10 protein-coding genes are annotated in these 13,295 nt (G+C 47.2%); 2 read left to right on the top strand and 8 right to left on the bottom strand.

Annotated elements, in window-relative coordinates; all coding sequences use genetic code 11:
* Window positions 1-18: 18 nt before the first annotated feature.
* Window positions 19-1,197: a YheC/YheD family endospore coat-associated protein gene (locus tag F0220_RS09630; protein WP_105598055.1), complete on the top strand. Its 1,179-nt coding sequence runs from the start codon at window positions 19-21 to the stop codon at window positions 1,195-1,197.
* Window positions 1,198-1,259: 62 nt separating this feature from the next.
* Here F0220_RS09630 and F0220_RS09625 read toward each other — a convergent pair whose 3' ends face one another.
* The 8 genes from F0220_RS09625 to F0220_RS09590 all read right to left on the bottom strand — a co-directional run bounded on the left by F0220_RS09625 (window position 1,260) and on the right by F0220_RS09590 (window position 11,262).
* Window positions 1,260-3,182 (bottom strand): alginate lyase family protein, encoded by a 1,923-nt coding sequence (locus F0220_RS09625; protein ID WP_105598054.1) that lies wholly within the window; start codon window positions 3,180-3,182, stop codon window positions 1,260-1,262.
* Entirely contained in the window at window positions 3,179-3,514 is a 336-nt protein-coding gene (locus tag F0220_RS09620) for a cupin domain-containing protein (RefSeq protein ID WP_036669940.1), read from the bottom strand. Before F0220_RS09620 ends, F0220_RS09625 begins: the two co-directional genes overlap by 4 nt.
* Window positions 3,515-3,581: 67 nt before the next feature.
* Window positions 3,582-4,979: an ABC transporter substrate-binding protein gene (locus tag F0220_RS09615; RefSeq protein WP_105598053.1), complete on the bottom strand. Its 1,398-nt coding sequence runs from the start codon at window positions 4,977-4,979 to the stop codon at window positions 3,582-3,584.
* Window positions 4,980-5,113: 134 nt separating this feature from the next.
* Window positions 5,114-6,718 carry a helix-turn-helix domain-containing protein gene (locus F0220_RS09610; protein WP_105598052.1) on the bottom strand — a complete coding sequence of 535 codons (1,605 nt, stop codon included), beginning with the start codon at window positions 6,716-6,718 and terminating at the stop codon, window positions 5,114-5,116.
* An 11-nt stretch (window positions 6,719-6,729) separates the two neighbouring features.
* Window positions 6,730-8,481 carry a sensor histidine kinase gene (locus tag F0220_RS09605; protein ID WP_105598051.1) on the bottom strand — a complete coding sequence of 584 codons (1,752 nt, stop codon included), beginning with the start codon at window positions 8,479-8,481 and terminating at the stop codon, window positions 6,730-6,732.
* Window positions 8,482-8,585: 104 nt separating this feature from the next.
* Window positions 8,586-9,455, bottom strand: a complete 870-nt coding sequence (locus F0220_RS09600) for a carbohydrate ABC transporter permease (protein ID WP_076327005.1) — start codon at window positions 9,453-9,455, stop codon at window positions 8,586-8,588.
* Between the two features lie 22 nt (window positions 9,456-9,477).
* A complete protein-coding gene (locus tag F0220_RS09595; protein ID WP_091014599.1) occupies window positions 9,478-10,368 on the bottom strand; it encodes a carbohydrate ABC transporter permease in 891 nt (296 codons plus the stop codon).
* Window positions 10,369-10,575: 207 nt separating this feature from the next.
* A complete protein-coding gene (locus tag F0220_RS09590; protein ID WP_105598451.1) occupies window positions 10,576-11,262 on the bottom strand; it encodes an HAD family hydrolase in 687 nt (228 codons plus the stop codon).
* A gap of 292 nt (window positions 11,263-11,554) precedes the next feature.
* On the opposite strand from F0220_RS09590, the gene F0220_RS09585 reads away from it, so the two are divergent.
* Entirely contained in the window at window positions 11,555-13,273 is a 1,719-nt protein-coding gene (locus F0220_RS09585; RefSeq protein WP_105598050.1) for a methyl-accepting chemotaxis protein, read from the top strand.
* Window positions 13,274-13,295 lie beyond the last annotated feature (22 nt).

The raw sequence follows: 13,295 nt of genomic DNA, 5'->3' as shown, positions 1-13,295 counted from the left end.
AAAAGAAGGTGATTGTTTGTGTCCTCACCTGTTCTGGGCATTATGACGTTGTACTTAAATGAACATCGCGCTCTTGAAGAACGAAGCGTTTATCGCAGAATGATTCTTGAAGGGCGCAAGCGGGGACTCGATATCTATGTATTCACACCAGCCGACGTACACCCCGGCGGCAAACAAATTGAAGCCATGGTTTTTCATGAAGGAAAAGGCTGGTCCAGGGAGTGGCGATCATTCCCGGACCTGATCTTTGATCGCTGCCGAATTCAGCGTAACCGAAGGTTCCAGCAATTGCTTGCTTTTCGCGAGAAATATGGGCATCTGCTCTTTCTGAACAGGCCACTGCGCAATAAATGGACCATCCACCAGACCCTTTTACAAAAAGCTAACTTTCGTGAACACCTGCCGGAAACCGCTCTATTTCAGGATATGTCCGATGTAAACCGGATGCTCAAAGTTTCTTCTCTGGTTTATCTCAAACCCATTAATGGAACAGGTGGACGTGGTATTCTGCGCATTGAACGCAGCAGTAGCGAGGCTAATACGGTGCTTGTTCAGGGGCGGGATCAGAAGCGTCGTATCATCACTCCACGTAAAGTTCATTTATCACGACTTGGCGCGTTGCTCCAGCACTGGAACATGAAAGACAAGTATCTTGTACAAAAGGGCATTCAACTTCAGCTTCCGAATGGACGTGTGCATGATTATCGCATGCTCGTTCAGAAGAACGGTGAAGGACAATGGGAGCTTACTGGATGTGCTGGACGCATGGGTGCAGAAAAAAGCGTGACCTCCAATCTGCATGGCGGCGGTCAGGCAATAGCGATGGACCGACTCATGAAGCAATGGATCGAAGATGACGACCTCCGGGCAGAAATTAACACAACTGCAGAGAAATTCGGTATTGATGTTGCTTCGTTTCTGGAAGATACGTATGGGGACCTATGTGAGTTGGCACTGGATTTGGCGATTGACAGAAGCGGGCGTATCTACCTGCTTGAAGTTAACCCCAAACCTGCACGTGAAGTATTCGCTCGCATCGGGGAGCGGGATATCTATTATAAAGCCATCACTCAGCCGCTGGAGTATGCCTTATGGGTATATCGCAACAGACCTCCCGGAACGGCCAGAAAGCCAGCCATTCCTAGGCCCGTTACGCAAAAATCACCCAGAGTAAAAAGAAAAAGGAAAGCCAAGTGAGTGAAGAAAAAGCAGGAGTCTATGTTCGCCAAGTGCGAGCATCTGCTCCTGCTTCACTGTTTTTATTTCTGTTCTTTCGTCCATTGCAGCGTGTCGTTGTCAATCACAATATACCCTTTTTCCTCACCTTGCACATAAGATAATGACAATCTCATCAGGTCAGGTTCCAGTTGGCATGTGGTAACACGTGTAACCTGGTCTGTATGATCCGCGGGCAGGCACAACGTCAGAATACCCACTTTACCCGAGAAATCAGCCTTGCCCTGGATGACCGATGTTTCCGACTTGGAACCATACACCTCAGATACCCAGCCGGGCTGCTCCGTCAACGCGAAGGCTCCCTTTCCCATGCCTGCCGTAACCCATTGCATCGTCAGCGTTATAGAGGATGCCTCATAGCTCATATCCGCCGTCATTTCTCCAGCTTCATTGATCCTCAACGCAATATCCGTTTGCGGATGCAGGTGAAAACGTTGCTCCAAAGTATGCTCTGCTTCAGCCTCCAGCCAATCCACAATGAGTAGTATAGGGGTTTCCACCCCTGCCAGCATCCACCGACGATGTGTAACTGGATCTGACAAATGCGTATATCCATCCTGCGAAGCATCAATGAAGTGATAGCTGTCATTGCTCTCCCAACGTAACGTTGTGGCCTGAGCCTCCGGTTCACCCCATTGCTGTGTGGAGAGATAGGGTGTCTGATCCAGACCATCCACCGTGACGGTATTGTGCGCCCGCGTACTTTTGAAGTACCGACGCCATTTCCCTTCTTCATACGTATAACGTCCGGTGTCCGTGAAGAAAAGCTGGTTCTTCCACATCCACTCCACATTCAGCGCATCGGCATGTCCGTGTGCTCCGCCCATGGCAGCCGCATCAAAAAAAAGATATTGATACTTGTCCCTCATGACATAATATCCTGTCTGCGGGAAAGCTCGGGTCGACAACGCCGGAGAAGAAGAAGCCTGTAGTCGGAGGCATCGCTCATATTTCTCCACACCCAGCAACCAGAGACACTCCGAGCTATCCGTTCCGCGAGCCATCAAATCATCATCGTCCAGGATCGCGCCAAGCAAGGTCAGTCGTTGTCGTCCATCGCCAACCCAATCCGAATCACCAATACCGGTAGACTGATGATCTGGTCGGATCAGCGCCTCGGTGAATGCAGTCATTTGGCGCAGACAGCGGGCATACCATGCCGAGAAAGGATGCCCTGAAATCTCGCCCAACCGATAAGGCGTGCCAAACATCTCGATGCTGGCATTGTGGTAATGTGTTGTCAGTTCAACCTGTATTCCTTCTTCACCCAACTGATGCAGCAAACACAGCTCAAGACGTTCCATCGCCACTTGACGCCAGTATGGACTTCGCGGGTGCTGGTGGTAGAACGTAGCAATCATGAATAACCCTTGCATATGCATAATAGCATGATTGATTTCCGTGCTGCCGAGGTAACGGGTCAAAAACTCGGCGTGCTCGTCCAGACCTTGTCGAAACTCCGCCTGAAAGCCTTCGTCTATCAGTGAACTCGCTTCCATATATTTATATGCCGATATCCAGGACTGTACACGTAGCCCCGTCTCCAGCAGGCGCCACGGACCGGGTTTTTGAAAGAACACAGCCTCGTCGTAAACCAGATTTACAGGTACCGGGTTTTGCTGTCTCCAACTACGGAAGTGGTCAATAAATGCTGTTACATATAGCGGATTGCCCTTCATCAGATACGCCTTGCCCAGATCGAGCATATGCCAGTGTCGATTGATGCCCCATGTGAACTCCAGATCATTGGTCGGGTTGTGAAGCCAGTCCACAGGTGTCCCCATCGGAATCCAGCGATTCAGATCGTTGGTATAAGGAACGATAAATTCATTCAGGATGGCACGATTGGCAATCGTGAGCGAATTTCGGGCTTCTTCCGGAAAATGTTTTTCATAATATTGGGCAGCCCGTTGCAGATCCGTTGCCGAAAGGTAAAAATCGCTCATTGGGATGCCTCAAGGAAATCCTGACGGAACGGGGTAAATACATCCAGAATGACGGAGTCCTCCAGTGCCTTGACCCCATGCGGGACGTTAAAGCCGGCATAAAAGCTGTCTCCTGCTTTTAAGATGCGAGTTTCTTCACCGACCTGAACCTCAAAGCTGCCTTTGACGATATAACTGACCTGCTCGTGCGCATCATGGGAGTGAACTTCTCCAATACCACCTTTAGCAAAAGTAACCTCCACCATCATTAATGTACCGCCCATACCCAAGATCTTGCGGGAACTCGTTTCGTTCACGATATGTGCATCGATAGACGCATGATTAATAATCATTTTGCTTTCCCCTTTCCTTGTGAATAAGCGACCGAAGTAGTTAAACCACGGCCGCTATGAACGTTTATTAGTCTTCTGTGGACAATTTACCCTGAAGTTTGGAAGAATCAAACGAAGGATCAGCAGTTATGTTGGTCAACCCTGCCGCTTTGGTTTTCTCCAGAGCCGCATTGTACCTTGTATCCAGATCTTTGATCACAGCATCGAGATCGCCACCCGTGAATACAAAGATTGAGAAAGCCTCACCCCATTTGGTGCCTTCCAGTGAACTCTCGGTCACCACACTTGGATTTGCCGGGAAAATGGCATCATAACGTTTGGGCAGGAAACCTTCAATGCCCGGAATGCTTGGTTTTTTGTCAGAGCTTAATACAGCAGGAATCAGTGAGATTCCGTATCCTTTTTCGTAGTATTCACTCTGAAGATCTGTGCTGTACACATACGCCATAAACTTCCATGCCGCTTCCTTGTTGGCAGAATCTGCATTGATGCCGATGTAGGAGCCCCCGATGACTTGTGAAGCGCCCTTGATTGTTCCATCATTTGTTGGCACAGGAGCGGCTGCCCAATTTTCTTTTGTAGGAAACTGATCTTTATATACCCCTGGTTCACCGGAGTGGTTAATGTACATTCCGATTTTGCCTTGAGCAAACTGGGCTCTGAGCGGATCGATGTCCAGACTTTCAACCCCTGGCAGCATGCTGCCATCCTGATTCATCTGGCGAAGTGCCATTGCAATATCCTTGTACATCCCAAAATCAAATTGGCCAGTCTTGTAGTTGTAACCATCGATACCAACATTATTGCTTGCACCTGCAATCGTATTGGCTGCTCTCCAGAAGCCGCTGCTGCTCTTGAACGGGCTGGCAAAGCCATAGATGCCTTCACTTTTACCAGCTTCGGTAATTTTTTTGGCATCTGCAACCAACTCAGCCAACGTTTTTGGCGGGCTCTCGATCCCTGCCATTTTGAAAATATCCTTGTTATACACAAGTCGCCAGACCTGCCCTGTATTGGGGAGGGAATATATTTTTCCATCAATCGTGTTTTTATTTTCAATCAAGCTGTCTTTAAATACGGCTTTCATCTCATCACTCATATATCCATCGATCGGGGCGAGATACCCCTTCTGATAATACGTCTGAAAATCATTAACTTGCAGCACATCGGGTGCCTGCTTGCTGGCAAAAGCAATATCGACCGCTTGTGGATAGTTGTCCCCCATCACGGTCATCTCCACTTCAATGTTGTCCTTGTTCGTCTGGTTGAACTCATCGATCTTGGATTTCATAAAATCAGCATCATGGCGGTCCGGTGTCCAATATATGATTTTGGTTTTCCCTCCGGCATTCTCCCCGCTCGTCCCAGATTCGCTATTTGCCGAAGTACCACTGTCAGCAGAACAACCTGCCAAACTTAGCGCCAGTAATGCACTTAGCGTAGTCACCATCCACTTTTTAACCATTGATATGCCCCCTTATGCTTGTCTGGACAACCCGTTTGGTTATCCGTTAACGTAATGATAATCGCTACGCTTTCATGGAGGTGAGGGACATTCTGACTTTGCATGGTGGGAAAAATGACGATCCGTATCTGTTTTCAGTTCTCATACATTTGCCGGAAGCAGGTTGGCGTCATGCCGCAATATTTCTTGAACAAACCGCTGAAATAAGGCCTGTCCTCATAACCCAGCCTCTGGCAGATCTCTTGCACCTGTACACCTGCAACCAGCAACTCTTTTGCTTTTTCCATCCTCATCTTGGTAATATATTGAATCGGCGTTATGCCGGTTTCCTTTTTGAAGGCATTGGCAAAGTAACTTGGACTTAAATGCACGGATTGGGCACAGGCATGCAGCGTCAGATTTTCTGCAAGATTCAGACTGATATATTCCTGCGCTTTGCTAATCGCCTGTTTGACATCGGTGAGTCGTTTTTTGTCCATAATCTCACAACCCATACTGCTAAAATGCTTGATATATCCCCTCCAGCCCTCAAACGTCAAGGAACGCATCGCCTCAAGCACTGTCAGGTCGGCCTCCAGACGCAAGCGTTCCTCTGCTGTAATCTCATCACAAAAGGCACGGTAGATGGCAAAAGCCAATCCAGACAGCAAACGAATCATCGTGAGCGGCTCGGGAAAACCTTCGGAAACCTGCCATTCTTCGAGAATTTCATCAATGATGCGGTGACAGGTACTCTCATTACCACATTTGAGTGCGTAAAAAAGCTCTTTCTCCTTCTCCAAAGGATACACCGGAGCCACACAGGCCTGATTCTCCAGTTCAGCGTACTTGAGGATGCAATTTCCTTCACTGTAAAAACGATAGGATATCGCCTGATCTGCATGTGCGTAGGACGTCCAGACTTCCTGTGGTCTGCGGGCAATTGTACCAACACCAAGCGAGACTGTTTTTTTGCTGAATCGCTCCACATTTTGGCGGCATTGCTCCAGTAGCTCGGAGACATCTATGTGGCTTGGTGTGTTAAATATGGCTGCGAGCCGGTATCGGTTTTCCCGTAAAACAACGCCCTTGGTATAGCGGTTTATGGTTTCTCCCATAATATTTTGGACCGCAAAAGGAACGATTTCGGCATCCAGATGCATCGTGTAACCATATCGCGTATATCCATCCACCTCGATGACCATGACGAGAAGATTGGATGAATCGAGATCAATATGCAGCTCGTTCCAGCGACTTTCATTCAGGAATCCCCCGATTTCATGACGCAACAAACCCAGTAGATAGCTGTGACGCTCGTACTGGCTGCTGCTCTCCACCTTCTGCTCCAACTGTTCCAACTGTTTGCACTGTGCCTGTTCTTCCTTAATCACCTGTCTTACCTTCAACACCGCACCGAGTATTTCTTCAGGGGTAAACGGTTTGAGCAAATAGTCGGATGCACCCAGCTTGATGGCCTCCTGTGCATATTGGAAATCCGAATAACCACTGATGAAAATAAATTTGGCTCGCAGTCCGGCATCCAATGCCCGCTTCATTAGCTCCAGCCCGCTCAACTTGGGCATCCGGATATCACTAATCACGATGTCGGGTTGCTGCTCCAGCAACAAGGACCAACCGCGCTCTCCATTATTCGCCGTGCCTACAATCCGAACCTGATGATCTTCCCACGGAATAGTTGAAGATATGCCCCTTACAACTGCCTGGATATCATCCATAACACACATCGTCAATTGGCCCATACTGCCCCTCCTCAGGTGATCGGAATCGTGATAACAACTGTTGTCCCTACATCTGTACTGCTATGAAATACAATCGAGGCCACATCCCCATAGTGCAGGCTTAATCTGCCATGGAGATTGGATAGGGCATAACCTTTGCGTCCCCCGTCAGGAGCCTCCTCAGCATAGATACTGGCTACATCCATACCACATCCATTGTCAGCCACCTCCAGCCGTAGTGTGTCACCCTGACGATCAATGCGGATCAGGATAACGCCCAAATCTTCTTTGTCATTGAATCCATGCAGGATGGAATTCTCGACCAAGGGCTGGAGCAATATTTTTAAAATATCGACAGCGTAACAAGACGGGTCACCCACCTCAATCCGATAAATGAACAGATCCTCATAACATTTTTGCTGAAGCTGCATGTATTGTTCGACATGTTTGATCTCCTGCTCCACACTGGTGATGTCTTTGCCATCATTCAGACCTAGACGGAATAACAAGGATAAGGAAACGATCATCTCACTTACATCCTTCTTCTCTCCGCTCTCACTTTTCCAGAACATCGTATTAAGCGTATTGTAGAGGAAATGAGGATCAACCTGCGCCTGAAGCGCCTTGACTTCAAACCGCCGTTTGTCTTGCTCCGTTGTCCGTACTTCTTCAAACAGAATCTGAATCTGGTCCAACATCCGATTGAAACGATGCCCTACGGCGCTGACTTCATCTTCATACTTGCTGCGAAACCGTACATCCAGATCATTGGACTCCACCTCAACCATTAGGCGTCGCAATTTGTTCAGTGGCTTCAGCAGAGCGGAGGCCAGCAGCCTGGACAACCCGAGTGCGAGTAAAATGCAAAACAACATAATCAGGATAATCAGCCAGCGTATCTTTTGTAGAGGAGACAACAAGTCAGCCTTGGACTGTACACTTACCATGACCCAATCCTCGTTCATCGACAATGCCGAATAGTTAACAAGCATGTCCTCTCCCTGATCGTTCCTGTAGATGAAATTCCCAGCATCGTCACGGCTAAACTGTTGGGTAAAGTCAGGCTCCATAATGAAATCGTAATTTCGGGACCTGGGCCGAATGACTTCATTTCCGTTTTTGTGCAGCAAAAACAGTTGAATCTGGTTATTCATGAGATCCTGCGTCAGAATGTCTCGCATCGCCTCTTCCTTCATATTGACGACCATATAGACATTGGAATAGGTATGATTATCGATCACAATGGGTTTGAGCAACAGAGATAACACATTTCCTCGGGATTGGAATAACTGACTCTGATGTGAACCAAACCACATCGTATTCCAGCCTTGCAGCTTCACGTAGCGTCCGTATTCCCTGTCGAACGAGTTATTGCGATTCGGAAAATCTTTGGTCGAGAAAAAATCACCGATGGGTGTTGTCAGATAAGCGGTATCAATCAGTGGCTCTACGAGCTTCAATTGCGCAAACGACGTTTGCAGCAGCGAGAGATTCTGATAATAATGAGATGTGTTATTTTTTCCCACGTCCTTCATGACCTGGGTGAACGTTTCATTAAGCATAAAAGAAAAAGAGGATACAACAATGTGCCTTAGATGTTCATCCATAACCTGCACTGATTTGTTCAGAATGCTTTGTTTCAGTTCAAGTGCATTCTGCTCAATGCTTCGTGCAGCAAAGAGATAAGAGCATATCCCGGTCACACTGATGCACAAGACTACAAGAAAAATGTACAACAGCTGTATTCTTTTTTTCAGGGACATTTTATAAAAGTCGAATATCATCGGCGCTCGCTCCTTGAACACGGCTTGGCCCGTCCGCTGTGAATTAAAATGAGTATAGCACAGTGGAATTACCCGTAAAACCGTTTCCATGATTGTGCTCACGCCTATCCTTTCACAGCTCCCAAGGTCACCTGCATGAATGATTTGTTGGCAAAAATATAAACGATGAGCAGCGGCAAAATGGACAGACAGGCTCCGGCCATCATCAGTTGGACCTCAGCCGCAGCTCCGATGCCATATCGCAGATTAGCCAGCCCAACCGGCAAAGTCTGCAAGTCCGGATTGCTCATGGTGAACACAAATGGAAGAATATATTCATTCCAAGAACTCTGGAATACACCCAGACCTGCAACGGCGAGTCCGGGCCGCAGGAGCGGAAGAATAATTCGCCAGTATGTGGTGAAAAAATTACAGCCATCAATCATCGCCGCTTCATCCAGTTCGCGCGGGATGCTCTTGAAGAATCCAATCAGAATAAAGTATGTGGCAGCGTGAGCGCTGATCAGTATAATAATAACGCCCCACAACGTGGTATTCAGCCCCAGCTTGACCATGAGGTCAAATTGCGGACGCAGCACAACTGCGCCTATGGAAATAAACAGAGTGGATGCCATGAGCAGGGTGTACCCCTTTTTCCCTTTGAAATTCACTCGATCCACAGCGTAGGCTGACATCGAAGCTACCAGCAACGTACCAACTGTTGTACTTATGCTAACAAACACGCTGTTCATCGTAAAACCCGAAAAATTGGCGGTTTTCCAAGCCTGAGCATAGTTGGAGAACTGCCAAATCTTCGGCCAGATGGTGGCTCCTCCGGTCAATTCCTGGTTTGTTTTGAAGGAACCGAGCAATACAAGTATGATGGGGAACAGCGACAGCAGAGCGATTGCGATCAAAAACAGCCAAAGTACCGTTCGCTTGGTCCAGCGAATGAGTTGGGGAGACCCTGAGGGAGCAAGTACGTTTTGAGTCATCATCGTTTCCTCCTGAATGGGATTAATAGACATCATTGAGCTTTTTGGATATCCGGAAATAAATGAGCGTCACAGCCCCTACGATGAGAGCCGTTGTGAAACCGACTGCACTGCCATATCCGAGCTGCTGGAGTGATTGTGTGTCAGCCGACACGGGAAACAACAGTTTGAACAAATACAGATACATCACCTCTGTTTTGCCATACGGTCCCCCTTCCGTCAGCACCATAATACTCTCGTAACCTTTCAGCGCCGTGGTAATTGCCAGCATGATGATCATCTGCAAGACAGGACCCAGCAACGGAATCGTTACATTCCGCAGTTTCTGAAACTCACTCGCTCCATCCAGCGATGCCGCCTCATATAACTCTTCAGGAATGCTCTGAAGACCCGCAATGAACAACAACATATAGTTGCCCACAGCCCCCCAGATGGCGATGATGATGGTTGTTAACATGGCATGTTCAGCCCCCAGCCAGCTAATGGATTCGGAGATCACATGATACTTAAGCAGCAATTGGTTCAATATTCCGTTATAAGAGTTGAAAATAATAAAAAATACAATCGCCATGACCGAAGCGCTAAAAATAGTGGGAAGATAATAGATCGCCCTAAAGAGGGATCGCCCTCTCCATTTACGATTCAGAATAATCGCCAGAGTTAACGATAGTGGAATTGTAACGACGAGTTTGCCCAGGGCATACACACCCGTGTTGCCTACAGAATCCCAGAATTGGCCGTCACGCAAAATTCGTCCAAAATTATCAAGCCCGATGAAGACAGGTGTCCCGATGCCTTGATAATCATAGAACATGTAACGCAGCGCCCATAACAGCGGATAGATCCCGAATACAACAGTTAAAAAAAGACTTGGAAAGATGAACATATAGGCATGTATTTTGGATGGTTTCACCAGAATCGAACCCCCTATAGCTTTTGAATGAAGTATAGAGGGAATATGAAGGAAAGCGGGATAGGGAAATCAACTTTCTACAGGGGAGAATGTGACTGCATGATCATACAAAAAAACCTGTATTCAACGAATTTCCGTTGAGTCTACAGGTTTATATCATGTGGTTCGTAATCTTAAATCTCTCAGTATACTTATACAGCGTAGAGGCTACTCTGCTTCATCATACAGACGCAGCAGTTCTGTAAAATCAGAGATGAGCACATCTGAGTCTGCAAGCTCCTCATCACGTCCGAACCCGGCATAGGCACAGCCGATGACCGCCTGACCGTTCATTTTACCCGCTTCCACATCAGAAGAGCGATCCCCTACCATCCATGCGTCCTGAATACGATGTTTCTCAAGCAGGATCTGCACCAGATTAATCTTGGAGGGAGTCTTGTATTGGCCTGCACTGTATACCCCTTCAAAGAAAGGCATAATCTCGTGTGCAAACGCCACACCCTTCACATAGTCCTCCAGCCCATTACTTGCGACAAAAAGACGCACTCCTTGTTGTTTTAATGCTTGCAGCGTTTCCTTCACACCCGGATACAATTGAGAACTTCCTTGATCAAGCCCCTCAATCTCCAGTTGAAGCAACAGTTCGTCTGCACGGCGATGTGCCGCTTCCGACGCCTCAGGCATAACCACTTTCCATATATCTTCGAGCAACATGCCCAAACTTCCCAGCATGCGTTCCTCGGGTGGAGTTTCTCCTTCAAAATGCCCTTCGGCACGCAATGTATCAAATAGTTGCTGGTAAGCTGGCAACAACAGGGTCTCTGTCTGGAATAGCGTACCATCCATGTCAAAAATCATCGCTTCCGGTTTGAGCAATATCTTCTCTTTAGTCATGTCCAATGTTCCTTTCGGATTGGGATATGTATGTGTAATTGGAATCGTTCCCTTCCCATGATAAACATAACGTTTGAACGTGTAAACCAACGATTGTAAACATCATTAACTCTAACCTTATACACAGTAGGCCAAACGTTATATAATAGTTAAACAAACTATATACAAAATAACTTTCTTTACGTATAATACTAAAAAATAGTGCTTTAGACACCTAATCTAAAGACCTACCATTATGACATTTCCGCTTTTTTCGACAACTACATATACCCCATAGAGAGGAATAACAAACATGAAAAAGCGTAAGACCTTTAAGATTTTTTATAAGATCGGATTAGGATATTTACTCGTACTGGCTGTACTGGCTGGTTGCATCCTGCTGATTCAGAACAGCACAAGTCAGCTCCAACGGGAACTGGATTTTCTGGTCGATCACGATATGAGGGTACATGCCCTCACCTATGAACTCGAAAGAAACATGGTAGATATGGAAACAGGTCAACGCGGTTACATCATCACGGGTCAGGACAATTATCTCGATCCCTACACCCAAGGAAAAGCGCAACTTATTACACTCAGAGATGAACTTGCTGCTTTAATTTCGGATAATCCGGCTCAACTTGCACTTTTGGAAGACATACATACTAATATGGAGAACTGGGTCCAGGTCGCTGGTGAACCTATGGTCGCCCTTCGCCAAGCCAATAATACACAGGCCATTCGAGATTTTTTCGCAGATGATCCAGGTAAAAGAGACATGGACCAGATTCGGACTGCTCTCGATACGTTTCGAACCAACGAGCATACGTTAACCGATAACCGTACAGAAGCACTGAAGCAAAAAAACACACTACTGAACTTGGAACTGTATGGGGCACTTATCGTTGTGGCCATTATCTCGTTCATTACTGCTTTGGTCCTGTCACGTGCCATTGTTAGAAACATTCGTACCGTAAAGCAGGCATTGAATGACATCGGTTCTTCCAATGGTGACCTGACACTGAGAATCGCTACGCCAATGAAAGACGAAACTCGTGAACTCGCGGAGGCAGCCAATACAATGCTCACTGGTTTGCAGCAAATGATGCTGGACGTTCAAAGCAATGCCATGATTCTGAGCACAGCTTCGGATCGATTGGATAAAGGGGTTGCCGATAGCCATCTTGCAGGAAAAGAAGTTGCCACTGCCATGGAACGCGTGGCTGAAGGCGCTGATGAACAGGTTGCTCTTACGCAAACCATGGTAGCTGCGATGCAGCAATCCCTCAATGGGCTTAATCGTGTCGCCTCCTCGGCAAGTGACGTGGCAGGCCGTGCAGTTCGTACCGAATCCATTGCTGTGGATGGGCAACAGCGCATTGATAATGCTGTAGGTAAAATGAGTTCCATTGAGCAATCCTTCCTCTCTGTACAGGAAGCCATTAATGAAATTTCGAAGATGTCTGATCAAGTGATCAACATTGCAGATTCAATGTCGGGTATTGCGAGACAAACCAATCTGCTTGCACTTAACGCTGGAATCGAAGCTGCCCGCGCTGGCGAAAATGGACGCGGCTTCGCTGTCGTTGCTGCGGAAATTCGTAATCTTGCAGACCAAAGTGCAACATCAGCCAAAGAGATTACAAGTATATTGGAAACCGTGGTAGCAGGTGTTCAAAGTACGGTGCAGGTGGTTGATGAGAGCACTCTACATGTGAATGAAGGGTTGCGGACCATTGAGGATGCAGGTAATGCTTTTTCAACCATTACTCAGCATATTCATAACCTCAGTGGTGAAGTTCTGGAGGTATCTACTGTTGTCGAGGAGTTAACTTCCGGTAGTGAGGCTGTGATGAGGTCAATCAATGAAGTATCGGCTGTTGTGGAAGATACTGCATCAGCTACAGAAGAAGTATCTGCGATGACGGAGGAACAACTTGCTTCTCTGCAGGAAATGTCTGACACGTCCAAGCAGTTGAATGAAATGTCCGATGCACTTGATCAGCTGGTTAAGCGATTCAAGCTTGCATAATCCGACTCAACCTAGTAATCGA

The organism is Paenibacillus sp. 37 (genome assembly GCF_008386395.1).
Lineage (GTDB): Bacteria > Bacillota > Bacilli > Paenibacillales > Paenibacillaceae > Paenibacillus > Paenibacillus amylolyticus_B.
Note: the sequence above shows the minus strand (reverse complement) of the source record. Positions and strands in the feature narration are given on the sequence as shown.